Origin of the sequence: Paenibacillus arenilitoris (assembly GCF_014705655.1) — a bacterium.
Lineage (GTDB): Bacteria > Bacillota > Bacilli > Paenibacillales > Paenibacillaceae > Pristimantibacillus > Pristimantibacillus arenilitoris.
Map to the genome: position 1 here is coordinate 1 of NZ_JACXIY010000060.1, position 25,120 is coordinate 25,120.

Consider the following 25,120-nt stretch of genomic DNA (forward strand, 5'->3'; position numbering starts at 1 on the left):
TTTAATCGCAATCCACTCACTTTTCTGCAGCAATTAGAGGCTCAGTGGGATCAAGTTACAGTTGTTCGTTGATTGTGCCGTCGTAGTTTTAAAATATAGGGATTTATAAACGCAGCGCATATAAAATGGTTTAAACGCCATCGCGAATCGAGCCTATGCCGGCAAGGGACGGTGTCGGTCGTTGCATTGGCGGGAAGAACAAAAAACCAGTCGGATCGGATCCGACTGGCGCTTCAATAATGGCTGTTTCTCCCGCATTGTCAATGTAACAAAGCTTCTCTCTGCTGATTGCAAATACTGTGCTGAACGATTTCCATGGCGTCCGCGGGCTCGAGCAGGGCGAGTCCGTCGCGCAGTACGATGCTGATATCCATTTCGCGTTCCGTGAGAAAAGGACTTAGCTCGGGAGCAAGCCTCTCTACAATTTGAGACAATTTGACCGTTTCCATATCCACCTGAGCATCACCCTTTCATATTCATGTTCGGGGGAAAATCATATGGCAAGAAACCTAAAAACTGCGGGATACCGTTATTATAGCAGGATCGTTTTCAAAAACATAGGGATACCTCGCAAAATCCATATTTGCGTAGAAGGACTAGTCCTTCGGCTTCGAGAAATCGCCGATCACACCCACCGTCTCCACGATATTGATAAAGGCGTGCGGGTCGATGGACGTAATCGTCTTGCACAGCTCGGCCAGCTCGTATTTCGTCCGTACCGTCATCAGCATATCCCGTTCGGAGGACGAGTAGGCGCCGCGGGTTTTGACGATCGTGATGCCCCTCGGATGCTTGAGCAGCCTTGCGAGCAATTCGTCCGTTTTGGTCGTAATGATGAACGCGGTCAGCTTCACGTGCCGGACGTGAATAAGATCCACGACCTTGCCGGCCGAGAAGATCGCGATGAGGGAATAGAGGGCGGAGTTCCAGTTTTTCGTGAACAGGACAAGCGCCGCGATGACAACCCCGTTCAATAAAAAGATGATCATGCCGATCGGCAAATCCCTCTTCCGCGTGACGATGGAAGCGACGATGTCGAATCCGCCCGACGAGCCGCCGTAACGAAGCGTCAAGCCGCCTCCGAAGCCGATGATGACGCCGCCGAACACCGCGCCGAGCAGCAGGTCGTCCGCGATGTCGTTGATCGGGATGACTTGAAGAAAAAAAGTGGACGCGAGCACCGAATAGACGCTCCAGCAAATAAACCGGCGTCCGACCGCGAACCACCCCCACAACAGAAGGGGCAAGTTCAAGATCAGGTACAGCCAGCCGATGTCTCCGCCGGTAATATAGCCGATCATCATCGATATGCCCGAGACGCCGCCGCTGAGAAGCTGGTAGGGGATGAGGAATAAATTAAAGCCGATCGCGATGAGGCAGGCTCCTGCCGTCATGACGGGAAGCGTTAACAGATAGCGGCGCGCGTGCGGGTTCATGGCATTATCCCTCCTGTCCGGCTGTGCGGGAAGCCGGTCTATTGATTCAATTAGTATGGCTTTACCCGGTTTGCTGGTATTCACGATGAATTGTGTGCTATAATGGTTTGGATATTCTTAAGTAGGCTGAAGATAGAAGGAGTATGAGAAAAGTTTGAAAACATTTGCTGAATTTGGTTTGGAACCAAAAGTGTTGCAAGCAATTACGGAACTTGGATTCGAAGAATCGACCCCGATCCAAGACAAAGCGATACCCATAGCTTTGGAAGGCAAAGATTTGATCGGCCAAGCTCAGACGGGTACGGGCAAGACGGCGGCATTCGGAATTCCGCTCATCAACAAAATTCCGACAAGCGAGGACCGCATTGTCGCATTGATTATGACGCCGACCCGTGAACTCGCGATCCAAGTGGCCGACGAGATCGGGAAGCTGACTCGATACAAAGGTCTTCGTTCACTGCCGATCTACGGCGGTCAAGAAATCGGGCGCCAAATCCGCGCGCTCAAGAAGAAGCCTCAAATCATCATCGGAACCCCCGGACGGTTGCTCGACCATATTAACCGCAAAACGATCCGCCTGGACGATGTGCAAACGGTTATTTTGGACGAGGCGGACGAAATGCTCGACATGGGCTTCATGGAAGATATCCAGTCGATCCTGAAGCAGGTGCCGGAGGAGCGTCACACGATGCTGTTCTCCGCGACGATGCCGCTCAACATTCAGAAATTGGCACAGCAATTTTTGAAAAATCCGGAGCATGTGTCGGTTATTCCTAAGCAAGTAACCGCCCCGTCGATCGAACAAGCTTACATCGAAGTGCACGAACGCCAGAAGTTCGAGGCGCTCAGCCGTCTGCTTGACATGGAGTCTCCGGAACTCGCCATCATCTTCGGCCGTACGAAACGCCGCGTCGATGAGCTAAGCGAGGCGCTACAGAAGCGCGGATACTCCGCCGACGGCCTGCATGGCGACCTGTCGCAGAACCAGCGCGACAGCGTCATGCGCAAATTCCGCGACGGCAGCATCGACGTGCTCGTCGCGACGGACGTGGCCGCGCGCGGTCTCGACGTATCCGGCGTAACGCATGTCGTGAACTTCGACCTTCCGCAGGATCCGGAGAGCTACGTTCACCGGATCGGCCGTACCGGCCGCGCGGGCAAGGAAGGCACGGCGTGGTCGTTCGTTACGCCGCGCGAGATCGATCATCTCCACTTCATCGAGAAAATTACGCGCCAGAGGATGAACCGCAAGCCGCTGCCTAGCATCGCCGAGGCGATCGAAGGCAAGCAGCGCGTCACTGCGGAGCGGATGCTCGAAGTCGTGAACAACGACGAGTTCTCAGAATACAAAGCGATCGCCATTCAGTTGCTCGAACAATACGATTCCGTTCATCTGCTTGCGGCAGCCATCAAGCTGCTGACGGGCGAGAAGAAGAACGTCGACGTGGAATTGACGCCGGAAGAGCCGCTTCGCGCGAAGAAGCGCAGACCGGATATCCGTTCCAACGGCCGTCCGTTCAACCGGAGCGGCGGCTCGTCGTTCGGCGGCAATCGCGGCGGATACGGCAGCGGAGGCGGTTATCGCGGACGCGACGATAGACGCGGCGGCGGCGGCGGCGGCGGCTCGCGCGGCGGCTACGACAACCGCGGCGGCAGCGGCGGTTACGGAAGCAAGAGAAGCGGCGAAGGGCGCGGCGAGAACCGCCGTCCGAAGAGCGGCTCCGAAGGCTACGTGAATAATTGATGAACGAACCGAGGAAGTCCGTGATGCCTGCGAGCTTCAGGGCTCCTCGGTTTTCTTTCATGCGGATTAGTCCGGCTTGAACAATTTTAACTTTCTGGAGGCAGATCCGATGGAACCAAGAGGGCTGATGGGTGGATTTTACCGTATATCCGAGTGGATCATGCGGTTGTCGGTGATTAACATTTTATGGATCGTCTGTTCGCTTCCATTCGTATTTTTCGCTTGGGGGTTGTTGATGTCCCAGGACGTCAACCAGGTCTATTCGGCCCTGATCATTATGGCGGTCGTAGCGCCGTTCACGCTGTTTCCGGCAACGGCGGCCATGTTTACCGTCGCCCGCAAATGGGTGATGGGAGAGACCGACGTCGCACTGTTCAAAACGTATTTCCGGGGGTACAAAGAAAACTATAAGCAAGCCATGCTAGGCGGCATCATCTATACGATTTTGTTCGCGATCATGATCGTTGACTTTATCGTATACCGGGAACAGCTCAATCTGCTCTCTTATATTTTCGTCGCGTTCCTTGTTCTGCTCATCGTCTCGCTGTTCAACTTTTTTTCCATGCTTTCCCACTATCATATGAAAACGTTTCAATTGCTGAAGAACGCGATTCTCATTACGATCGGCAGACCGTTCCGGTCGTTGTCGACCGCGATCATGGCGGGAGCTGTCATGTATTTCAGCACGAGATTTACGTTCCTCATTCCGTTTTTTATGGGCAGCATCATCGCGTACCTGTCGTTCTGGAATTTTTACTTGATTTACCAGAAGCTGCAAGACCAGGCGGAGAAGGCGCGTTTGGCCGAGGAGGAAGAAGCGGAGAAGGCGGCGGAGCTGGACCGCGAGGATTTGGTGAAGGAAGACTCGAACGGCGCCAGTAAATAGCAGGCCGAACGAAGTTTACTTTTGCGCATATTCGGTCTATAATAACTATACCTCCTGCGATGCTCGTTACGGCTTTGCGCTGTTTTGAACCAATGGCTGTTTCACGGGAGACCTACATCGAAGCGTAGCTGACACGCCCCCGAAAGGGGATCTCAAAAGCGGTTCTGCGGTCACCCACCTGCGTAAGCGGGTTCAGAAACAAGTGAGTCGGACGGCATAGGCGGGTTCTAATGAACTTATGAAGAGCGTTCGCTGGTTTATTCCAGTGATTGCTCTTTTTTCATTGCATGAATCATGGTATCATTGAAAGTAATGTACATAGATGCCGGAGGGGGAGATCGTCGTTGTTGAAGCGGACCTTGATCGGGCTGCTGCGCAGTCATGAACAGACGGGCGACAAAGCCAAGGATCCATTGCTCAAATCTCATTTCTACAAGCTTTCGAAGGATAAGGCTTGGGAGGAAGTGATATCGACGCTTAAGAAGATGCAGGGCTATAAGGTGCTGCACGAGGTGCAATCGGTAGGGGAGATCGTGCTTGAGAAGCGCACGGCTTTCGGCAGGACGATGGACATTACCGTATCCGTCATCAGCGTGACCCCGATCCAATCGGCAGTCGATATTTATTCGGCTTCCCGCGGATCGTTAGGCGATCTTGGATCGAATTACAGGGTCATCCTCGATTTGTACCGAACGCTCGACAAAAAACTGGCGGCGTTTAAAGTAAATAGCTAACAAGAACAAAGCGAGGAAGGATATCCTTCTCTCGCTTTGTTTGCGGTCGGCTTCTATCGGGATTGAATTTATACGAGCGCCTTGACCGCGTTGATCGCTTGCTCGTAATTCGGGTGCTCCGTCATTTCAGGCAAATACTCGACGTACTGGATTTTATCGTTCGCGTCGATGACGAAGATTGCGCGATGATCGAGTCCCAGCTCTTTAATGTAGACGCCGTAAGCTTCGCCGAAGCTGTGCGACTTGTAATCGGAGAGAAGCGTGACTTTGTCGACGCCCGCGGCGCCGCACCAGCGGGATTGCGCGAACGGAAGATCGACGCTAACCGTGAGGATGGCTACATTCTCGCCCAGGGAAGCGGCTTCTTCATTAAAGCGGCGCGTCTGCGCGTCGCATACGCCCGTATCGATGGAAGGCACGACGCTGATCAATTTCACCTTGCCGGCGTAATCCTTCAGCGATGCGGTTTCGACAAGCGATTTGTTAATGGCGAAATCGGGAGCCTGGTCCCCGGCTTTCAATTGCGGTCCAACCAATGTGAGCGGGTTGCCCTTGAACGTGGCTGCCCCAATGCGTTCTTGTGACATGTGGATGCTTCCTCCTCAATAGGATATGTTCAATACCAGATTTATTATAATCGCAATGAAACGGACTTGTCCAATAATTGGAGCGAGAAGGGGTTGATTCGATGATCTTCTTGCGGTACGAGAGCTTTGGCGCGTATTTGCGTCAATTTCCTGTAACATCCGCGATCATAGCGCTTAATTTGGTTTATTTTATCATAGTGTCCGTAAACGGGGATCCCAATGCGGCCATGCACGCAATAAAATTCGGCGCTTTTGTTACCCATCCGGTCTATGATCCGTATGGAATGCTGGAGCCTTGGCGGTATTTGACGTCCGTATTCATGCATTCGGGCATTCAGCACCTGCTCTTCAACCTGTTTGCCGTGCTTGTGTTCGCGCCGCCTCTTGAGCGGCTTCTTGGATCGTTAAGGTACGTTTTCTTCTATTTGCTCTGCGGAGTGGGCGGAAATGCGTTCAGCGCGCTTGCAAGCGACGTCGCGGCCGATGGGGGGACCCATGTCGGCGTAGGCGCTTCTGGCGCGATATACGGCGTTTACGGCGCGTATTTGTTCATTTCCTTATTCCGCAAGTCGCAGCTCGATGTTTCGTCGCGCAAAACGGTGTATACGATTTTGATTTTCGGCGTCATTTTTTCCTTGCTCGCCCCCCAGGTCGACCTTTGGGCCCATGTGGGAGGCGCTTTGGCCGGTTTTCTGCTGTATTCGTTGTTTGAACGGGCGAAAGCGCGGAATCGGCGTTACCGAACCTGAAGACTATATATTTGTACGGGAGAGAAACGTAAGCGTATGGAACTTCGTCAGCTTTATTACTTCGTGAAAGTAGCCAAGAAAGAGCATGTCACGCAGGCCGCGGAAGAGCTGCATGTCGCACAGTCGGCGGTTAGCCGCCAAATCCACCAGCTCGAGGAGGAGCTTGGCGTCAAATTGTTCGTGCAGAAGGGCAGAAACCTTCAGCTTACGCCCGTCGGCCAATTGTTTCTGAAGCGCGCCGAGGTGATATTGGCGGATTTGGAGCGGGCGGTCATTGAAATCCACGAATTTCTTGACCCGGAGAAGGGGGAAATCCGGCTAGGCTTTCCGCATAGCCTGGGCATCTCCTTGATCCCTCAGGTCGTTGCGTCCTTCCGGAAGCTCCACCCGAACGTGAAATTCCGGTTCAAGCAGGGGATGTACCCTTCCCTGATCCGGGATATGATGAAGGGAGAGATCGATCTGGCGTTCATCTCGCCGTTTCCCGACGAGCACGAATTCGTATGCGGCGAAGTGCTGCTCACGGAAGAGCTGTACGCGATATTGCCGCCGGGGCATCGGCTGTCGGAGAGAGAGTCGATCAAGCTGAAGGAGCTCGAGGACGAGACGTTCGTCATGTTCAGCGAGGGGTATTCGCTTAGGCCGATCGTTTGGGAAGCTTGCCAGGAAGCCGGATTCACGCCGAGGATCGGGTTCGAAGGCGAAGAGACCGATACGATCCGCGGCTTGGTGGCTGCCGGGATGGGCGTAAGCTTGCTGCCGGAGATGGCGCTTCATTACACGGGCCCGCTGCACCCTGCGAAGGTTAAGGTGACGGATCCGGTGGTGACCCGCACGATCGGGCTGATCAGGCGGTCGAACGAGAAGCTGCCGCTTGTCGCCAAAGTGTTCCACAGCTTTTTGCTGCGTTACTTTCAGGATCGGATTATGTAGCTGACACGAAGCGAGACATAAAATAAGGAGCTGCTCCGCCAGGTTATATGCAAACCTTGCGGGGCAGCTCCTATTTGTGTCGGGCCGATATCCGTTATTCTTCCCGGCTAGCGCCCATGAATATCATAATATAACGTACGAGCTCCAATAAGGAGAGGAGCGCCGCGGCGACATAGGTTAAAGCGGCCGCATTCAGCACTTTTGCGACACCGCGTTCTTCATTGTTCGTGATAAAGCCTTCGGCAACCATGATGTCTCTTGCGCGGTTGCTCGCGTTGAATTCGACAGGAAGCGTGATGAGCTGGAACGCGACGGCCACTGAGAAGAAGATGATGCCGAGGCCGATCAGGTTGAATGCCGAGAACAGGATGCCGGCGATGAATAGAAAAGGCGCAACGCCGGAAGCGAAATTAACGATCGGAAAAATGCGGTGGCGCAGAACGAGCATCGGGTAATGCTCGGCATGTTGAATCGCGTGTCCGACCTCGTGGCAGGCTACCGAAACGGCGGAAATGGAGTTTTCGTAGTAGACGGGCTCGGACAGCCGCACGACCCGGTGAATCGGATCGTAGTGGTCGGTCAAGGAGCCGCGCACCGGTTCGATCGGAACATCGTGAAGCCCGTTCGCGTCAAGCATTCGCCTAGCGGCCTGATAGCCCGTTAACCCGCTGTTCGACGGTACGCCGGTCCATTTTTTAAACGTTCCCTTCACCCGGAATTGCGCCCAAATCGTTAACGCGAAAGCGAGTATCGTCAAAATGAAGATTAACGTCATCATTTGAGTCATTCCTCCAAATAAGTAGTCTGATAAATGACGTTACATGAGGGAGCTTTTGTTGATCAGGAGCATAAGCGCTTCGATGCAGGCGGCGGTTTGCGGCATCAGCCGCGTATACAGGTGATTGGCTTGGCGCGGCTTCAGCGTCTTCAGGACCGGCTCCAGTTCCTTCACCTCGCGCTCAAGCTGGCTCAGATGGTGCTGAAGGTCGGTCAGCTTGCGCGACACCTGCTCTTCGGGCGTTATTTTGCTCCAGCCGTCAATCGTTGCTTTTATCTCATCTAACGTATATTTATCTTTTTTCATCTGTTCAATACGTTCGAGCCGCTGCAAGGTTTCGTCCGCGTAAAGCCGGTAGTTCTTGGCAGAGCGTTTGGCCGGTTCGATCAGGCCGAGAGAGGTGTAATAGTCAATCGTCCGCGGACTAAGGTTAGCGAGCTTGGACAGTTCTCCGATTCGATACATAGTTATTAGGCCTCCGTTCGCACCGCATTCTTTCTACATTCTAATGATAATCGTAAAGCAACCGTACAGTCAAACGTATTACATTTATATGTAATCGGAGCCACTTCCTATGCCTTCGATTAGGAATCTATTCCTAGTTCGAACAAAAAATGCGAAGGATGAGAAGCTCCTTGGGCCGTTTTTTGTACGGTTTGGGTTAAAAACTTAACGTTCGTGTCATATTTCGTGCCGAACGTTAGATTTTTTTTAATAAATAGAAGAAAACATATTGTCAAATTAAGCACTACTGACTATAATGGCATTAAGTCTTTCCTCATATGTAATAAAACATAACATTTAGGGAGTGGTCGTAATGTTTAAGAAAACGATGTTAGCTTTGGGGATCTTCACCCTGCTGTTTCCGGTAGCGGCTTTCGCAGAAGATCCTTCCGGGGCAACATTAGACATGGGTCTGAACTCGGTTTGGGTCATGTTGTCTTTCATTCTCGTATTGCTTATGCAAGGCGGATTCATCCTTCTTGAAACGGGCTCCACCCGCATGAAGAACGCCGGGCACGTAGCGGGCAAAACCATCTTCACGACCGGCCTTGCGGCACTGATTTATTGGGCATTCGGTTACGGCATCGCTTTCGGCGGCGATAGCGGGCTGAACGCATTGTTCGGCTGGGGCGATTTCTTCTTTAATCCGGCCATCGTAGCGGATGTAGCTGCCGGCGATACGTATCCGAGCACCGTATTCTTCTTATTCCAATTGGCGTTCGCCGCCGTATCGCTGTCGATCGCTTGGGGCGGTTTCGCGGAAAGAGCGAAGCTTTCCTCTTACATCGTGTTTACCCTTTTCTTCATCGCCATCATTTATCCGGTCGTCGCGCACTGGATCTGGGGCGGCGGCTGGCTGGCCGAGGACGGCGCGCAGGACTTCGCCGGTTCGACCGTCGTTCACTTAACGGGCGCTCTCGCGGCGTTTGCGGCAACGGTTCTGCTTAAACCGCGTATCGGCAAGTTCAACAAAGACGGTTCCGCCAACGAAATTTTGGGTCATAACCAAGTGTTTACCGCGCTTTCCGTATTGCTTCTGTGGGTTGGCTGGTTCGGCTTCAACGCGGGCAGCACGGTAGCCGTCGGAGAAGGTTTCTTCGGATACGTCGCGTTTAACACGATGTTGGGCGCAGGCGCAGGCGGCGTGGCGGCTCTTCTGATCTCCTGGGCGGTTACGGGCAAAGCAGACATTACGACGATGCTTAACGGCACGCTCGCGGGCCTTGTCGCCATTACGGCTTCTTGCGCATTCGTCGATCCGTGGGCGGCTGTCGTCATCGGACTTGTAGCCGGCGTGCTCGTATTTTACAGCGTGAAGTTTTTCGAAAAAATCAAAGTCGACGATCCGATCTACGCTCTGTCCGTTCACGGTGCGGCCGGTATTTGGGGTACGCTTGCCAACGGGATCTTCGCCACACAAGCACTTGCCGACCAGGTCGGCGTCGGCACGGGCGGCTTGATCGATACGGGCAGCTGGAAGCAATTGTGGGTTCAATTCGAATCCGTCGTCGTCGTAGGCGCGTTCGTGCTTGCCGCATCGTTCCTCGTGCTCGGCGTCATGAAAATGATCATGGGCTTCCGCGTTACGGAAGAGCAAGAAATTATCGGCCTTGACCTTAGCGAGCATGGCGCTTATGGTTATCCTGAGCAAATGAAAAAAGCGGGTCAGCATATCCAGGGATAATGGAAACGTTCATGTTGGGTTGACCGAGGGGAGAGGACGATAGCATGGATGATCCGGTGCAGGTGCAGCTGCTGAAGCAGATTGGAGAGGCCGATCATGTGGAAGGACTGCGGAGCTTGCGCGATCAAGCACACGAGCATATGGAGGCTCTTCTCCCTGATCGTCCCGTCGAACAATTTAATGAACAATTAAACGAGGTGCACGATGCGTTAATCCGGCGATCGATCCACCTCGCGGAAGCGGAAATGGCACGGATGGGGAAGGGCTCCCCACCCGTGCCTTACGCTTATCTGTTGTTCGGCAGCGGCGGCCGGAAGGAGCAGACCTTATCAAGCGATCAAGACAGCGGAATCGTCTACGAGGATCCCGCGTCCGATTCGCCGGAAGTGCAGCAATATTTTATGGAGCTATGCGAGCTGGTCGTGTCGAATTTGCAGAAGACCGGTTATCCCCTATGCGAAGGTAACGTGCTTAGCAGCAATCCGGAATGGTGCTTGTCTTTGTCGGCCTGGAGCGGGAAATTGGAGCATTGGTTCAATGAGCCGGCATGGGAATCGGTGCGCTATTTGCTCATCGTCGCGGACGCGAGATGCGTCTATGGGGACGAGGCGCTGCTGGCGGAGCTGAAAGATTCGTATTTCACCGATATGCTTGAGACGCCGGTTATTTTGAAGCGGATGCTGGAAAACACGATGAGGCATAAAGTGTTGTTAGGTTTTTTCGGGCAGCTGCTGAAGGAGCAGTACGGGGAGGATACCGGCAGTCTGGACATTAAATACGGCGCTTATATTCCGATGGTGAATGCCATCCGGCTTCTGTCGATCCAAGTCGGCATCCGCGAGACGGCGACGCTCGACCGGATCAAGAGGCTGGAAGAAGCGAGTCGGCTGACCGCGCAGGAAGCGCGTTCGTACGAGCAGGCGTTTCGGCTATTTTTGCGACTGAGGCTAATGACGACGGAACAATATTCGGACGGTTTATACGCCAATAACGGCAAGCTTTCGAGCCGCAAGCTTACCAGAGAGATGACCGATGAATTAAAAAGCAGCCTGCGTCTGGGCAAGAAGCTGCAAAGAGCGGTATTCAAGCAGACGATGGGCAGGCTTACGTAAGGCGGTGGAGTGGAGATGAAAGAGCAAAAAGGCGTCGGCCGCATGTGGAACCTGTATAAGATGGGTGGATTCACCCCTGCGATCGCTTCGATGCTGGGCTCGCAGAACGCGCAGCAGATGGCGTTCATTCGCAACGTCAACAAGGAGCAGCGCAAGCAGTCGTTGCTGGATACGCCGCTGAGGGAACTGGAAGCCGTTGTCTTCGATCTGGAGACGACGGGCTTTAACCCGACGAACGGCGACGAGATCATTTCGTTCGGAGCGGTGCTCATACGGGGCGGCGAGCTGATCGAGAGCGAATCGTTCTACAGCCTTGTCAATCCGAAGCGCAAAATATCGAAAGCCATCGTTGATTTAACCGGTATTACGAACGAGATGGTTCAGGATGCGCCGGAGTTGATGCAGGTGCTTCACGATTTTATGGAATTCGTCGGAAGAAGGCTACTGATCGCTCATGCGGCCGGTCACGATAAGCAGTTTCTGAATGCCGCGCTATGGCGGACGTCCAAAGTGAACTTGAACCATCGCGTCCTCGACACAATGATGGTCGCCAAGTGGCTCGAGCCGAAGCGGGACGGCTACAGCCTGGACGAACTGCTGGAAAGCTGCAGCATCCCGATAACGGAGCGGCATCACGCGCTGCAGGACTCGATTATGACGGCCAAGCTATGGCAAAATTATTTGTCGCGAATACTGGAGAGGAACATTACGACGCTCGGCGATTTATACGCCTATTTAAGCAATCACTAGCTCTAGCGGGATAAAAGCTCCTTGGGAACGGCGGTAAGGCTGTACGTGAGGAGCCTCTTTGTTTTGCAACGAAACGATCCAATACGAAAGCGCGAATGCGGGCAGGAAGCCTTCGGCGTCGCTGATGGAAGGAACGGCTTCCGAGCGCGGATGGGAGTGGAACAAGCCGACAAGGTTTTGTCGGTTTATTTGCATGTCGTAATAGGCGGCTGTCCATTCCGCCGGATCGAACGAGAACGAACGGTCGGGCCGATCGTGCGCGTTGCGGATCGGGATGACGGCATCGATGACGCAGGCGGCTCCCGACGGATCGTCATCGACTTCTTCGGCCATGCCGCATGCAAGCACACCGCACGCTTCCGCCGGGAAGGCATCCTTGCAGAGCCGAATCAGCCGGTCGTACGCTTCTTTCGTCATGAACATTTTGGAATATCGTTCTGTCATGCGTCTTCCTCCTAACCGTACGGCGTCTCCGTACATGGGTAAGTATACCGGAAGGCTGGCCCTAACGCTAATTGTCCTTCGCTCGTTCGGGCCACAGCGCCGCCGCTGCCGGCAGCGGGTATGAAACGGCTCCTTGTTGACCGAGAATAGGAAGGGAAGCTCTCGCGGGCATTCGTGACGGTTTTATGGCTAAAATGCCCTGCGGCTTGAGCTTCCATACTGCGCATGATACCATGTATGCAGATGACCATCGGGACGGAAGGAAGATGCACCATGAGACGAATCGTTACGCTATTTACGATTGCCTTCGTATTTGCCGGGCTTGCCGTTTATCAATACAGGAACGATGATCCGAACGCGGTGACGCTGGCTGCGTCCTCCGAAGATTTTAAGCCGAAGGCCGGTTACGAGGCGACGGCGTTTAAGCTGCCGGGGCTTGATGAGCAGACTTACGAGATCGGCGGGAAGCAGAACAAGCTGAGCTTCGTTAACTTCTGGGCCTCCTGGTGCGGCCCGTGCGAGCTCGAAGCGCCGGATTTGCAGCGGCTTCACGAAAAGTACCGCGACGCCGTCCAGCTGTACGGCGTCAATGCGACGAAGTACGACAAAGAGCGGTCGGCAAGGGAATTCGTAAGCGAACACGAATTTACGTTCCCGATATTGATGGACCGCGCCGGCGACGTAACGAAGCAATATAAGGTCGATACGTTCCCGACCACGTTCCTGATCGACGGCGACGGCGTCATTCGGGAGAGGATTAACGGGGTCATTACGTTCGAAGAATGGGAACGGCTGATCGAAAAATGGATGTAGTATAAAGTTCAACGAGAGCGCGGGGAAAACCGGGCAGGCAAGTGAATCGCAAACGATAAGCAGAAAAAAGCGGTACTGGAATAACTTCCAGTACCGCTTATTTGCGTATACGAATCCGGATCGCGCGCTTGCCGTCAGTGATTCACGAGTCCGATCCGGTCATGCGAGTCGGGCAGAACGCCATCCACCTTTACCATGCCGAGCAGCGCGTACCGGATACTGTCGACGAGCGCTTCCCAGCTCGCTTCGATGACGTTGCTGGATACGCCCACAGTGCTCCAGGTGTTGTCGAGTCCGGTCGATTCGATCAGCACGCGCACCTTCGCGGCCGTGGCGTCCTTCTCGTCGATGACGCGGACCTTGTAGTCGGACAGATGGATTTGCTCGATCTTCGGATAGAACTGCACGAGCGCCTTGCGAAGGGCGTTGTCGAGCGCGTTGACGGGCCCGTTGCCTTCGGCGGCCGTGTATACCTGCTGGCCGTCGACGCTGATCTTCACGATCGCCTCGGAGATCATTTGCCCGTTCGTCTTCTCGACGAGCATCTTGAACGATTCGACCTTGAATACTTCCTTCGTCTCGCCGCCGAACGCCTCGCGGAGCAGCAGCTCCAAGGAGGCGTCGGCGCCTTCGAATTGGTAGCCCTGATGCTCGAGCTCCTTGATCTGGTCCATGATGAGCTTCGTCTTCTCGTTGTTCGCGTTCACGTCGAGGCCTAGCTCCTGGGCCTTCGAGATGATATTGCTCTGGCCAGCGAGCTCGGAGACGAGGATGCGCTGCTTGTTGCCGACGAGCTCCGGCTCGATGTGCTCGTACGTTTTGGAATCCTTCATGATCGCCGATACGTGAATGCCGCCCTTGTGGGCGAACGCGGCATTGCCGACGTAGGCTTGGCCTACCGGCATGTGAACGTTGGCGATCTCGCTAATGAAGCGCGCCGTGCTCGTCAAGGTGCGGAGCTTCTCCTCGGGCAGCACTTCGTAATTCAATTTCAACTGCAGATTCGGAATGATCGAGCACAGGTTGGCGTTGCCGCAACGTTCGCCGTATCCGTTGATCGTGCCCTGCACCTGGCGAGCGCCGGCCTGTACGGCAGCCAGCGAGTTCGCGACCGCCAGCTCGCAGTCGTTATGCGTATGAATGCCGATCGGCACGGACAGCTCGCCGCAGACGCGTGTGACGATATCGTGAATCTCGCCCGGGAGCGTGCCTCCGTTCGTGTCGCACAGCACGAGCCAGTCCGCGCCGGCTTCCGCCGCTTTCTTCAGCACGGCGATCGCGTATTCGGGATTGTTCTTGTAGCCGTCGAAGAAGTGCTCCGCGTCGAACAAGGCTTCCATCCCGTTGCGTTTAAGGAAGGCGACCGAGTCGAATATCATGGACAGATTCTCTTCGAGCGTCGTTTGCAGGGCGGTATGTACGTGGAAATCCCACGACTTTCCGACCAGCGTAGCCGCAGGCACGCCGGAATCCGCGATGCGCACGAGGCTCGCGTCCTGCTCGGCAAGGCTGTTCTTGCGGCGCGTGCTTCCGAATGCCGTTATCTTGGCGCTAAGATTAAACGATTTGATCCGTTGGAAAAATTCGATATCCTTGCTGTTGCTTCCCGGATTTCCGCCTTCAATATAATGAACGCCCAACGCGTCGAGCTTCTGGGCGATTTTTAACTTGTCATCCGCCGACAGGCTGATCCCTTCGCCTTGCGTACCGTCACGCAGCGTCGTATCAAAGATCGAGATGTTCATTGTCATATCGGGACGCCTCCTTCACTGATAGCCATTACAAATCATAATTTACTATTATAACACTTATTTGCGCGAAAGTAGAGAGGGAGCCCGTAATTTTTGTCCGATCCGCCGCGCATCCGTTGACTTGGACTTACTGGAATTGTATGCTGGGGGTGATTAAGCTTAGAAGAGCTTCATGTTACAAGATAGGCGGTGCAACAGGCGATTATGGCAAATGTGAATGAGCATTACCCCGCCAAGGGCAGGGTTATCATCCATCTGGATATGAATGCCTTCTATTGCTCCGTGCATGAAGCGGAGGAACCGGAGAAATATAAGAACAAGCCGACCGCGGTATCGGGCAGCGTGGAGCAGCGCAGAGGCATTATCGTAACCTGCTCGTACACGGCAAGAAGCAAGGGAATCAAGACCGGCATGACCGTGCGCCAAGCGCTCAAGCTGTGTCCGGAACTAATTCTGATCAAGCCCGATTTCGATTTATACCGCAAATATTCGCGGGGCTTCATGGCGATTGCCAGGCAGTTCACCCCGCTGGTGGAATCGGTGTCGATCGACGAATGCTACATGGATATTACCGGCTCCAAAATGTTCGGTACGCCGCTCGAGATCGCCGAACGGCTGCAGCAGCGCATTCAAGGGGAGTGGTCGCTGCCGTGCTCGATCGGTCTTGCGCCCAATAAGCTGCTCGCGAAGATGGCTTCCGACATGAAGAAGCCGAACGGGCTGACCGTCCTTCGAATCCGGGACGTCAAACGTTTGTTATGGGATAAGCCTTGCGACACGCTGTTCGGAGTCGGGAGAAAGACGGCGGAGAAGCTGGCGAAGCTGAATATACGGACGATCGGCCAACTGGCGGCGACGGATGAGGCGACGCTGATCAAGCACTTTGGCGTGACGGGGTCGTGGATGAAGTCGGCCGCCTACGGTATCGACCACGGGGAGGTCAACCCGCACAGGGAGCAGAACAAGTCGATCGGCCATACGACGACGCTGCCGAGCGACCTGACGGCCCGCGAGGACGTCTACCGCGTCCTGCTCAACCTGGCCGACCAGACGGGAAGGCGGCTGCGCAGGCAGAAGCTCGTCGCGACGACGGTGCAAATTACGATCCGGAAGCCGGACATGACGACGATTACCCGCTCCCATACGATGGACGCGCCGTCGCAATCGGCCGAAGATTTTTATAAGGAAGCCTGCAAGCTGTACGATAAACATTGGAAGAGCGGCGAGCCGATCCGCCTGCTGGGAGTCACGCTTCAAAACTTGTCGCCACTCGAGGAGGCGGCGATGCAGCTTGATTTGTTCAGCTATGAGCAGCAGCCGCGCAAGGAGGCGCTGACGAAGGCGATGGACCGGCTGCGCGACAAGTTCGGCGAAAGCGCGGTGCTGACCGCCGGCATGCTGGGCGACGACCCGTCAACGTTAATTCGGAATAAACGAATTCGCGGGACATCCTTGCAAAAGGACGATGGTTTGTTATATATTGATGATTGAAGGTTGACAAGTATGGGAACGAAATAAGCGGTTCGGCTGTATATTTATATGGGAGGGAATATCCATGGCAAAATTTACTTGGGTAGAGAAAGATACGTGCATTGCTTGCGGAGCTTGCGGAGCTACCGCTCCCGATATTTATGATTACGATGACGAAGGCATCGCGGAAGTGATCTACAAGAACGACGGCAACACGGGCAATACGGAAATTCCGGAAGAATTGTACGACGATCTGCAGGATGCGGCCGACGGCTGCCCGACGGACTCGATCAAAATCGCCGACGAGCCTTTTAACAACTAAACATCCTTCTTGACGGAATAGCTTCTTTTCGCTGGCAGCCAGCGGGAAGGAGCTTTTTTTTATGCGCGCATGCCGGTTCGCGGTCGATTACAAATAATCGGGAGACGTGCCGATAATAAGGATAGATCGAATGCTGGGAGAGGATAGGGGATGGAATCGCCGGAGGATTTATTTTATTTGAAGCATTTTGTGAAGCAGCATCCCGATAACAAAATGGGCTGGTACTTGCTCGGCAAGCAATATTTGCTCGCGGGCAAGGAGGGCAAGGCGAATTATTGTTTTCTTCAGGCAGGGGAAGTGTATGATGCGTTCGAGGACGAAAGCCATCCGTTATCGGAAAATCAGCTGCAGCTCCTCAAGGATTGGGACGAGCGGCAGAGGAAGAAGCGGCTGGCGCGCCGATCGGCGGCCATAGGGATGCTGCTGCTCCTCGTCGCCGTTCTGCTCCCCGTCAACGGAACCATTCATGAAGAGGAGGCGGCCGTCAAGCCCGTTCCGGTCGCACCGGCCGAAGCGGCTCCCGTCGGCGTCGTCTTCGTTCCCCGGAAGGAGCTTCGCCCGGTCGGCCAGGCCTGGAACAGCATAGCCGCGGCAGGGACGCAGGCGCCGTCGTATACGATTGCCGCGAGATTGGAGGAAGAAGCTGGCTGGCGGAAATGGACGGGCAATACAAAGCTGCTCATGACCGTGGAGCGGGAAGCGGCCGCAGGCAAGCTTGAGGCGTCGATGCTTGACCGGGACGCGTGTTTGTGCGAGCCGTCGGACGGTACGAGGGCCGCAGGACAATTCGCTTCGTGGAGCGAGCGGCAGGAGGCGCACTGGACGGTGGCGAGCGCCATTCATCACTACGAGAGAACGTACAAAAAATGGCCGGAACGGCTCGATGACCTGATTCGCCCTTATCCGCATAACGTGCTTGCTGGCGAGCGGGACGGGATGAAGGAGATGTTTCCCGGGATATTGGCGAAGCTGAAGGAAGACCGGTCGCAGCGCAGCGGAGCCCGGGATGGCGCGGCTGAATCGCTTGCGGGCGGCGTCGGCAGCGCTGCGGCGGGAGGACGGGTTGGGACGAACGGCATGCTGGACGAGAATTGGGCGAGCCCGCTTGAAATCGTCGTCGACAAAGCGACTCACCGGCTTGCCGTCGTGCAAGGCGATATTATCGTACGAAGCTACAAGGTCGGATTAGGCGGCGACGAGACGCCGGAAGGCATATTCGATATCAGCGAGAAGGTCAGAAATCCGAACGGACGGAGCGACGGCCTATTCGGAAGCAGAGGGATGACGCTGTCCGGTACGCTCTATGCGATTCACGGAACGGACGAGCCGGAGAGCATCGGCAAGGACGAGTCGCTTGGCTGCGTCAGGATGGGGAAGGAGGACGTCGAGGAGCTGTTCGATCTGGTGCCGCTGGGAACGGTTGTCAAAATTAAAAACGGGACGCTGCCGTCCGATTCGCGGCAGCCGGCCAAGCGATTCAAGCTGGAGCCGCGGCAGAACGAGACCAATCCCGCCAAGGTGTACGAGTGGTTGACGTAGCGATCAACTGGTAACAATGAGAAGGACGGCCACGGCGACAATAACGACGCCAACGATGGAGCCGACCCAGATTAACGCTTTCTTGTTCACTTCTTCCTTCTGTTTTGCTTTCATCGTTGCCGGCTTTCTTTTTGCGGCGCTCATCGATATCAACCTCTCTATATGAAAATGAATAACGAACATGCTTTCATTGTAATCGTTTTCGATAACAGCCGCAATCATTTCGGACGCTTGCCTTGCCGGCAAGCTCTTTTCTTTTCGTTTCAAAAAAGATAAACTGACAAATAGTACATACATCTGAGAACGGAGTGGGTAAGTTGCTTTATTCTTCTCTATTAAAACCGATTTTTTTCCGAATGGATCCCGAGAAGGCCCATCATCTCGTTATTGACGGGCTGTCGGCCGGCGGCAAGCTGCCCGGACTTAACGGGCTGATGCATGCGATGTACGGCGTAGCGGAGTCGCCGGAGCTCGCGACGGAGCTGTTCGGACTGAAATTCCCCCATCCGGTCGGTCTTGCCGCGGGTCTCGATAAGAACGGCAAGGCAACGGACGGTTTCTCCAGCATCGGTCTCGGATTTGCCGAGGTAGGAACCGTGACCCCGAAGGGGCAGGCCGGCAACGAGCTGCCAAGGCTGTTCCGCCTGCCTCCCGACGAAGCGCTGATCAACCGGATGGGATTCAATAACGACGGTACGGCGGCTATGGCGGAGCGGCTGTCGAAGCGCCGAATACACCGGATACCGATCGCGGTTAACATCGGCAAGAACAAAGTAACGCCGAATGAACAGGCGCATGAGGATTACCGTACCTGCATCCGCGACTTATATACTTACGGCGATTTTTTCGTCGTGAATATCAGTTCGCCGAATACGCCGGATTTGCGTGACCTGCAGCACGGCGAGGAATTAAGGAACCTGCTGGGCGCGGTCATGGAGGAGATGGGCGCGCAAGCGGCGAAATCAGGGAAGCGGGCGAAGCCGGTGCTCGTGAAGATCGCGCCCGACATGACGGACGAGCAGCTGGAGCTGACGGTCGCCACGATCATGACAAGCGGGGTATCGGGCATTATCGCGACGAATACGACGCTGTCCCGCGAGGGGCTGCGCCATCCGAGCGCGGGAGAGGCGGGCGGCCTGAGCGGCAAGCCGCTGCGGGACCGGTCGACCGAGGTCGTTCGCGCCGTGTACCGCCAAACCGGCGGGCAGCTGCCCATTATCGGCTCGGGCGGAATCTTTACGGCGCGGGATGCATACGATAAAATCCGCGCAGGAGCGTCGCTGGTCGAAATTTATACCGCGCTTATTTATAAAGGGCCCGGACTGCTTCGCGAATTAACGGACGGGCTGATGCAATGTTTACGCCAAGATGGCTACCGCAATATTTCCGAAGCAGTAGGCGCAGATCATCGTTAAGAACAGGAGGCGGCCGGATGGACGGTAGAGACTGGAGTCTTTTTTTACAGCCTTATGAACAAGCGGTTGAAGAACTGAAAGTGAAATTCAAGACGATGCGGTCAGAGTTGAAAATAAGAGAAGCTTACGCGCCGATCGAATTCGTCACCGGCCGGGTGAAGCGGATCTCGAGCATTCTCGAGAAGGCCAAGCGGCTGAACGTTCCCGCGGATCAGCTGGACACCGGCATCGAAGACATCGCCGGCATCCGAATCATGTGCCAGTTCGTCGACGACATCCATCGCGTCGCCTCGCTTATCCGGTCGAGGAAAGATTTGACCCTCGTATACGAGAAAGACTATATAACGAATTTCAAAGACAGCGGCTATCGGAGCTACCATATCATCGTGAATTATCCGGTGCAGACGGCGCTTGGCTACAAAATCGTGCTCGCCGAAATCCAAATCCGGACGCTCGCAATGAATTTCTGGGCGACGATCGAGCATTCGCTTAATTATAAATTCAAGGAAAGCTTGCCCGAGGACGTGAGGGGCCGGCTCAAGAAGGCGGCGGAGGCGGCGTTTCAGCTCGACTCGGAGATGACGAGCATCCGCAAGGAAATATTGGACGCGCAGACCGATTTCGAGGAGCAGTCGAACGTGGTGTCCCGGGTGCTGAGCGGCATCCAGGATTTATACTTCTATCACCGCGTCAGGGAAGCGGCGCAGTTCCAGATGAAGTTCAACGAGCAGTTCGAGAATGAGGATTACCAATCGCTTAACCAGCTGTCGCTCGATATACAGTCCGCGATCGGCAAGGCGAAGAAGGCGAATCAGAATTGACGGACAAGAAAGAGGCTGAGCGCGCTCGCTCAGCCTCTTTTCCGTTCGGTTTCCCGGCAAGACTACTTCTTCGGTTTGTAAGCCGCGTCGATCGCGGCGCCGATCTCCTCCGCCGTCTTGTCTTGCTTGCTTAAGGCGATGACTTCCTCCATCTCCTTCTTGCAGATGCCGCAGCTCGTACTGTGGTTCGTCCAAGTAACCGCACCTTCGTCGGCAGGGTGCTCGGCGACGTAACAGCGGAGAAGCGAGTCGTGCGGCGTCTCGACCGCCACGCCGTCCGCGCAGCCGCAGTAGCACGTAATGCCGCTCATGATATCGGCATGATCGTGCACCGCCTTGTAGAGATCGCCCGTATGCGGCGTATAATCGGCAAGGAAGCCCGGAAGCTCGTCGTAGGAGCCGGTCGTCTCCCACGTCTCCGACCCGTGCAGGTGCGTCTCGCCGCCGCCGTCTTCGCCGGAGAGGCCGCAAGCGGTCAGCAGCGTGATGACGGCGAAAGCAAGCAGCATCGCGTACATCCATCCCCGAAGCCGCGAAGCCTTCCGCTCCTCGGCCTCCCGCATGGATGTCTCTTCGGGGCTAAGGCGCTGACGCTTCATCATTGGGCTTCAGCCCCCGCATGTTTGTTGAAAAATTCCCGGAAGTCGTCAAGCGAGTAGCCGGCCGTCGTGCCTTCCTCGGCGAGTCCGCCTTCCAGCTTGTCAACCTGCACGCCGTCCTTGAAATAAGCAAGCGTAGGGGTGTATTCGACATTGTACTTCGCGAAGTAAGTCGGGAATTCCCTCAAATTAAACTGCGGGAGATCGATGCCGAGTTCGTCCGCGAGCGGCATGAGCTGCGGCGTCGTGTACCGGCAGTGCGGGCAGTCGGACGCGAACAGGTAGACGAAGAAATCTTCCTTGTCGGCAACCATTTTGTCTAATTCGTCCGGTAATATGATATTCTGATAGTTAGGATCGTCCAGCAGCGCGCGCGTGGCCGGATTCAATTCGGAGACGGGCTTGTTATACAAGGCGTTTACTTTGCCGTTGTTGTTCAGCACGAATATGAAGCCGAATAAAACGACGATGATGGCAATGTACACATAAATCATTTTGACTTTCTTTTTCTTCTTCATGCTTGAACGACCTCCGAAACGTGATTGGGATGGACAAGCCGTTGACAGATGAGGCATGTCCTTACTTTTATATATTATATATCAAATCTGCACGAGTATGTAAGTGTGGCGACACCTTGGCAGGAAGCGGGAGGAAATGGGTATGATCGGCAATTTGCCGCGTAAATTCACGGAAAAGATGGAGAAGCTGCTCGGCGGCGAATATGACAAATTTATGTCTTCCTACGACGCGCAGCGCGTATACGGGCTTCGGATCAACCGATTGAAGCTTGGGATGGAGGAGTGGATGAGGCTGTCTCCCTTCGGTTCGGAGGCAAGGGACATTCCATGGGCCGAAGGCGGCTTATATTATAAGGAAGGAGACCGCCCAGGCAAGCATCCGCATTACCATGCCGGACTTTATTACATCCAAGAGCCGAGCGCGATGGCTCCGGCCGAGCTGCTGGACGTAAAGCCGGGCCACCGGGTGCTGGACTTGTGCGCGGCGCCCGGGGGCAAGTCGACCCAGCTCGCGGCCAAGCTTCAAGGCAAGGGTGTGCTGGTGGCCAACGATAACGCCAGGGAACGCACGAAGGCGCTGGCCAAAAACATCGAGCTCGCGGGCGTCCGGAACGCCGTCGTGCTTAACGAGGAGCCTGCGTCGCTTGCGCCCGTCTTCGCGGAATGGTTCGACCGGATTCTGGTCGACGCGCCATGCTCGGGCGAAGGCATGTTCCGCAAGGACGAATCGATGATCGCCGATTGGGAGAAGCATTCGGTCGAGCGCTGCTCGGCCATGCAGCGGGACATTATGCGGCATGCCGCGGCCATGCTTGCGCCGGGCGGCTTGCTCGTCTACTCGACCTGCACCTTCTCCCCGGAGGAGAACGAGCAGCAGATCGCAGATTTTTTGGCCGAGCATCCCGATTTCTCCGTTCTGCCTATTCCGTGCCGCTATGGCTGGGCTCCAGGCAGAGCGGATCTGGTTGACAAGCCGAGCAACCTGGACGAGGAGCGGCTGCGAGGCATCGAGGGGACGGTCAGGCTATGGCCGCACCGGATCGAGGGCGAAGGCCATTTCGCGGCTCTGCTTCGGCGCGGCGGGGAGGCGGACCGCGCGGAACGGGGCGGCGCCATCCCGATCGGCGGCATAAGGGCCGCCGCGTCCGTCGGACAGGCGGAGAGAAGCGCGTTGAAGCGCGATTCGGGCCGCGGAGGCGGAAGGCCGAACGACCGTCGCGCGGGCAAGATAAGCGGCGGGAAGGGCGGGGACGGAAAACCGGCGGGCGAAGAAGATCCGATCGCCATGTGGCTTCGGCAGGCCGGGCAGTTCGTCGCGGCTTCGGAAGCCTTGAGCGGTCGGATGATCGCGTACGGCTCGAAGGTCTATATCCAGCCGGAAGGCTTGCCGTCCTTGGACGGCCTTCGCGTCGTCAGGCCGGGCTGGTACGTCGGGGAAGCGGCGAGGGGGCGGATCGTGCCGACCCAGCCGCTGGCCATGGGGCTGAAGCGCGAGGAGGCGTTACGATCGGTGAACTGGAGCTCGGACGACCTTCGGACGCTTCGCTACTTAAAGGGGGAAACGCTGTTCGCGGAGGAGACGGAAATCCAATCGCCAAGCGCCGTACCAGCGAAGGGTTACGTTCTGGTATGCGCGGACGGATTTCCGATCGGGTGGGGAAAATATGACGGAGGCATGATCAAAAACGAGCTTCCGGCCGGATGGAGGCAAGCATAAGAGATGAACGACCGGATGCGCATCGACAAGCTGCTGGCCCATATGGGGCTCGGCACGCGCAGCGAAATCAAAAAAGCGGTAAAGCAGGGGAAAGTGACGGTGGACGGCAAGGCGGTAAAGGATAGCGGCCTTATCGTCGATCCGGCGAAGGCGGAAGTCGCCTTCGAAGGCGAGCCTGTCGTCTACCGGGACGTCGTCTATTTCATGTTGAACAAGCCGCAGGGCATTATTTCGGCTACGGAGGACGGGCGCGAGCGTACCGTTATCGACCTGCTCGAGGACGACGACAAGCTTCGCGATCCATTCCCAGTCGGCCGTCTTGATAAGGACACGGTCGGCTTGCTGCTGCTGACGAACGACGGCCAGCTCGCCCATGAGCTGTTGTCGCCCCGCAAGCATGTCGCCAAAACGTACGAGGCGCTCGTTCATGGAGAGGTAGGCGAATCGGATATTCGGTCCTTCCTCGCCGGCGTTACGTTAGACGACGGATACGTAACGTTACCCGCCGAGCTTCGGGTGAAGGATCGCGAGCGCCTCGGGGATACGGTTCGTTCGTACGTTTCGTTGACGATTACGGAAGGAAAATTCCACCAAGTTAAACGGATGTTCGAAGCGGTCGGCAAAAAGGTGCTGTTCCTGAAGCGGATAGCGATGGGTCCGCTGACGCTGGACGAATCGCTCCCGGAGGGCGCTTACCGCGAGCTGACGGAGGAAGAGGTCGAGCTGCTGCGCTCGCATCGCCGGGCATCGGACTAAAGCCGATGGTTCATATCGGGCGATAACCGTGTTAAAATAGTCGGAAAAGAGAAAAAGTCAGGAGTGGGAGAATGGGCTTGAACTATGATTTGGTTGCGCTGGACGTCGACGGAACGCTGCTTAGGGACGATCACGTCATCACGGATGCGATCCGGGACACGGTGAGGGAGACCGCGAGCCGCGGCGCTCAGATCGTGCTGTGCACCGGACGCGGACCTTCGGGCGCGATCCCGGTGCTGGAGGAGCTCGGGCTTACCGGCACGATCATTACGCATAACGGCGCGGCCACGATCGACGCGGCCAGCCGGTCGGTCGTCCATCAATTCGATATGGTGCCCGAACAACTATTCGGCTTCCTCGACTATTGCCGGTCGCGGAATGTCCGCTTCAATCTTAACACGGCGCTCGAAATGTTCGTCGAAAGCTTGACGGCCGAAGAGGAAGCGATGTACGCCCACTTTAAGGAGAAGCCTTCGATTCGCAATCTTGGCGCCGGCCTGCCGGACAGTCTGGTGAAGCTGTCCGTATTCGGAACGAAGGAAGAGATGGATGGGGTGCAGGCGGAATGGGCCGGCTGGCCGCAGACGCTCAAATCGATCCGGAGCGGCGATTATTTCATCGACGTGCATCATTCGGACGCGAATAAAGGAAGGGCGCTCCAGCAGCTGGCCGAGATCAGGGGAATCGATCGCAGCCGGATTCTGGCCATCGGCAATTATTTCAACGATATTACGATGCTTCAATTCGCCGGCATGGGCATCGCTATGGGCAACTCGCCGGAAGGAGTCAAGCAGGCCGCCGACGCGGTCTCGCTTTCGAATAATGAAGACGGCGTCGCGGCCGCGCTTCGGGAATACGCATGGGCTTGAACGAGCCATGGGCGGAACAGGAAAGGGGTTGTCCCTAAGCCGATTGCTTGGCTTGTAGGGACAACCCCTTCATCCTTTTCATCCGATGAATGACCGTCAGGCTTAACGCCCTCGTCCGCGTCCCCGCGGGCCGTTCGGCGAAGGGCCGCCCCGCGCCCGCCCGCGACCGCGAGCGGCCGAACCGCCGGT

27 protein-coding genes and 1 other RNA gene are annotated in these 25,120 nt (G+C 55.7%); 18 read left to right on the forward strand and 10 right to left on the reverse strand.

What is annotated here, in order from left to right:
* Positions 1–260: 260 nt before the first annotated feature.
* Together IDH41_RS29930 and IDH41_RS29935 are read right to left on the reverse strand one after the other, a co-directional pair.
* A complete protein-coding gene (locus tag IDH41_RS29930; protein ID WP_190867854.1) occupies positions 261–449 on the reverse strand; it encodes a hypothetical protein in 189 nt (62 codons plus the stop codon).
* 147 nt (positions 450–596) lie between these two features.
* Positions 597–1,436 carry a YitT family protein gene (locus IDH41_RS29935; protein WP_190867807.1) on the reverse strand — a complete coding sequence of 280 codons (840 nt, stop codon included), beginning with the start codon at positions 1,434–1,436 and terminating at the stop codon, positions 597–599.
* Between the two features lie 154 nt (positions 1,437–1,590).
* On the opposite strand from IDH41_RS29935, the gene IDH41_RS29940 reads away from it, so the two are divergent.
* The 4 genes from IDH41_RS29940 to IDH41_RS29955 all read left to right on the forward strand — a co-directional run bounded on the left by IDH41_RS29940 (position 1,591) and on the right by IDH41_RS29955 (position 4,800).
* Positions 1,591–3,180 carry a DEAD/DEAH box helicase gene (locus IDH41_RS29940; RefSeq protein WP_190867808.1) on the forward strand — a complete coding sequence of 530 codons (1,590 nt, stop codon included), beginning with the start codon at positions 1,591–1,593 and terminating at the stop codon, positions 3,178–3,180.
* A 109-nt stretch (positions 3,181–3,289) separates the two neighbouring features.
* Entirely contained in the window at positions 3,290–4,066 is a 777-nt protein-coding gene (locus IDH41_RS29945; RefSeq protein WP_190867810.1) for a YesL family protein, read from the forward strand.
* A gap of 48 nt (positions 4,067–4,114) precedes the next feature.
* Positions 4,115–4,297, forward strand: a non-coding RNA gene (gene ssrS / locus IDH41_RS29950) — 6S RNA.
* Between the two features lie 113 nt (positions 4,298–4,410).
* Positions 4,411–4,800 (forward strand): DUF1499 domain-containing protein, encoded by a 390-nt coding sequence (locus IDH41_RS29955; RefSeq protein WP_223830194.1) that lies wholly within the window; start codon positions 4,411–4,413, stop codon positions 4,798–4,800.
* Between the two features lie 68 nt (positions 4,801–4,868).
* Here IDH41_RS29955 and tpx read toward each other — a convergent pair whose 3' ends face one another.
* Positions 4,869–5,387 carry a thiol peroxidase gene (gene tpx / locus IDH41_RS29960; RefSeq protein ID WP_190867814.1) on the reverse strand — a complete coding sequence of 173 codons (519 nt, stop codon included), beginning with the start codon at positions 5,385–5,387 and terminating at the stop codon, positions 4,869–4,871.
* Positions 5,388–5,614: 227 nt separating this feature from the next.
* Here tpx and IDH41_RS29965 point away from each other — a divergent pair, with 227 nt between their 5' ends.
* Together IDH41_RS29965 and IDH41_RS29970 are read left to right on the forward strand one after the other, a co-directional pair.
* Positions 5,615–6,136 (forward strand): rhomboid family intramembrane serine protease, encoded by a 522-nt coding sequence (locus IDH41_RS29965; RefSeq protein ID WP_317890845.1) that lies wholly within the window; start codon positions 5,615–5,617, stop codon positions 6,134–6,136.
* Between the two features lie 36 nt (positions 6,137–6,172).
* Positions 6,173–7,069 (forward strand): LysR family transcriptional regulator, encoded by an 897-nt coding sequence (locus IDH41_RS29970; RefSeq protein ID WP_190867818.1) that lies wholly within the window; start codon positions 6,173–6,175, stop codon positions 7,067–7,069.
* Between the two features lie 94 nt (positions 7,070–7,163).
* On the opposite strand, the gene IDH41_RS29975 is transcribed toward IDH41_RS29970, so the two are convergent.
* On the reverse strand, positions 7,164–7,844 hold the full coding sequence (locus IDH41_RS29975; RefSeq protein WP_190867856.1) for a zinc metallopeptidase: 681 nt from the start codon (positions 7,842–7,844) through the stop codon (positions 7,164–7,166).
* A 42-nt stretch (positions 7,845–7,886) separates the two neighbouring features.
* Entirely contained in the window at positions 7,887–8,312 is a 426-nt protein-coding gene (locus IDH41_RS29980; protein ID WP_190867820.1) for a MerR family transcriptional regulator, read from the reverse strand.
* A gap of 352 nt (positions 8,313–8,664) precedes the next feature.
* On the opposite strand from IDH41_RS29980, the gene IDH41_RS29985 reads away from it, so the two are divergent.
* Genes IDH41_RS29985 through IDH41_RS29995 form a run of 3 tightly spaced genes read left to right on the forward strand, consistent with a single transcriptional unit; the run spans position 8,665 to position 11,897 of the window.
* On the forward strand, positions 8,665–10,035 hold the full coding sequence (locus IDH41_RS29985) for an ammonium transporter (protein WP_190867822.1): 1,371 nt from the start codon (positions 8,665–8,667) through the stop codon (positions 10,033–10,035).
* A 44-nt stretch (positions 10,036–10,079) separates the two neighbouring features.
* On the forward strand, positions 10,080–11,147 hold the full coding sequence (locus IDH41_RS29990) for a DUF294 nucleotidyltransferase-like domain-containing protein (protein WP_190867825.1): 1,068 nt from the start codon (positions 10,080–10,082) through the stop codon (positions 11,145–11,147).
* Positions 11,148–11,162: 15 nt separating this feature from the next.
* Complete coding sequence (locus IDH41_RS29995; RefSeq protein WP_190867826.1) at positions 11,163–11,897, forward strand: 3'-5' exonuclease; 735 nt, start codon at positions 11,163–11,165, stop codon at positions 11,895–11,897.
* Here IDH41_RS29995 and IDH41_RS30000 read toward each other — a convergent pair.
* Complete coding sequence (locus tag IDH41_RS30000) at positions 11,883–12,341, reverse strand: M67 family metallopeptidase (RefSeq protein WP_190867828.1); 459 nt, start codon at positions 12,339–12,341, stop codon at positions 11,883–11,885. The two genes, IDH41_RS29995 and IDH41_RS30000, sit on opposite strands and share 15 nt — an antisense overlap.
* A gap of 273 nt (positions 12,342–12,614) precedes the next feature.
* Here IDH41_RS30000 and IDH41_RS30005 point away from each other — a divergent pair, with 273 nt between their 5' ends.
* The gene (locus tag IDH41_RS30005; protein WP_190867830.1) at positions 12,615–13,154 is read left to right on the forward strand and encodes a TlpA family protein disulfide reductase; all 540 of its coding nucleotides are present in this window, start codon (positions 12,615–12,617) and stop codon (positions 13,152–13,154) included.
* 134 nt (positions 13,155–13,288) lie between these two features.
* Here the strand turns inward: IDH41_RS30005 and cimA are convergent, their stop codons facing one another.
* On the reverse strand, positions 13,289–14,905 hold the full coding sequence (gene cimA / locus IDH41_RS30010) for a citramalate synthase (RefSeq protein WP_190867832.1): 1,617 nt from the start codon (positions 14,903–14,905) through the stop codon (positions 13,289–13,291).
* Between the two features lie 204 nt (positions 14,906–15,109).
* Here cimA and IDH41_RS30015 point away from each other — a divergent pair, with 204 nt between their 5' ends.
* From IDH41_RS30015 to IDH41_RS30025, 3 genes are all read left to right on the forward strand, one after another.
* Positions 15,110–16,396 (forward strand): DNA polymerase IV, encoded by a 1,287-nt coding sequence (locus tag IDH41_RS30015; RefSeq protein ID WP_190867834.1) that lies wholly within the window; start codon positions 15,110–15,112, stop codon positions 16,394–16,396.
* Positions 16,397–16,460: 64 nt separating this feature from the next.
* Positions 16,461–16,697 (forward strand): ferredoxin, encoded by a 237-nt coding sequence (locus tag IDH41_RS30020; RefSeq protein ID WP_190867836.1) that lies wholly within the window; start codon positions 16,461–16,463, stop codon positions 16,695–16,697.
* Between the two features lie 150 nt (positions 16,698–16,847).
* The gene (locus IDH41_RS30025; protein WP_190867838.1) at positions 16,848–18,236 is read left to right on the forward strand and encodes a L,D-transpeptidase; all 1,389 of its coding nucleotides are present in this window, start codon (positions 16,848–16,850) and stop codon (positions 18,234–18,236) included.
* 3 nt (positions 18,237–18,239) lie between these two features.
* On the opposite strand, the gene IDH41_RS30030 is transcribed toward IDH41_RS30025, so the two are convergent.
* On the reverse strand, positions 18,240–18,380 hold the full coding sequence (locus IDH41_RS30030) for a hypothetical protein (RefSeq protein ID WP_190867840.1): 141 nt from the start codon (positions 18,378–18,380) through the stop codon (positions 18,240–18,242).
* Between the two features lie 173 nt (positions 18,381–18,553).
* Between IDH41_RS30030 and IDH41_RS30035 the strand changes: the two genes are divergently transcribed.
* Both IDH41_RS30035 and IDH41_RS30040 read left to right on the forward strand, forming a co-directional pair.
* Positions 18,554–19,651: a quinone-dependent dihydroorotate dehydrogenase gene (locus tag IDH41_RS30035; RefSeq protein ID WP_190867842.1), complete on the forward strand. Its 1,098-nt coding sequence runs from the start codon at positions 18,554–18,556 to the stop codon at positions 19,649–19,651.
* Positions 19,652–19,668: 17 nt separating this feature from the next.
* Complete coding sequence (locus IDH41_RS30040) at positions 19,669–20,472, forward strand: GTP pyrophosphokinase (RefSeq protein ID WP_190867844.1); 804 nt, start codon at positions 19,669–19,671, stop codon at positions 20,470–20,472.
* Positions 20,473–20,534: 62 nt separating this feature from the next.
* On the opposite strand, the gene IDH41_RS30045 is transcribed toward IDH41_RS30040, so the two are convergent.
* On the reverse strand, positions 20,535–21,074 hold the full coding sequence (locus IDH41_RS30045; protein ID WP_190867846.1) for a PCYCGC motif-containing (lipo)protein: 540 nt from the start codon (positions 21,072–21,074) through the stop codon (positions 20,535–20,537).
* The gene (locus tag IDH41_RS30050; protein ID WP_190867848.1) at positions 21,071–21,589 is read right to left on the reverse strand and encodes a thioredoxin family protein; all 519 of its coding nucleotides are present in this window, start codon (positions 21,587–21,589) and stop codon (positions 21,071–21,073) included. Before IDH41_RS30050 ends, IDH41_RS30045 begins: the two co-directional genes overlap by 4 nt.
* Before the next feature lie 142 nt (positions 21,590–21,731).
* On the opposite strand from IDH41_RS30050, the gene IDH41_RS30055 reads away from it, so the two are divergent.
* The 3 genes from IDH41_RS30055 to IDH41_RS30065 all read left to right on the forward strand — a co-directional run bounded on the left by IDH41_RS30055 (position 21,732) and on the right by IDH41_RS30065 (position 24,931).
* Positions 21,732–23,306, forward strand: a complete 1,575-nt coding sequence (locus tag IDH41_RS30055) for an RsmB/NOP family class I SAM-dependent RNA methyltransferase (protein WP_190867849.1) — start codon at positions 21,732–21,734, stop codon at positions 23,304–23,306.
* Positions 23,307–23,309: 3 nt separating this feature from the next.
* On the forward strand, positions 23,310–24,062 hold the full coding sequence (locus IDH41_RS30060) for a pseudouridine synthase (protein WP_190867851.1): 753 nt from the start codon (positions 23,310–23,312) through the stop codon (positions 24,060–24,062).
* A 71-nt stretch (positions 24,063–24,133) separates the two neighbouring features.
* A complete protein-coding gene (locus IDH41_RS30065) occupies positions 24,134–24,931 on the forward strand; it encodes a Cof-type HAD-IIB family hydrolase (RefSeq protein ID WP_190867853.1) in 798 nt (265 codons plus the stop codon).
* Positions 24,932–25,120: the final 189 nt, after the last annotated feature.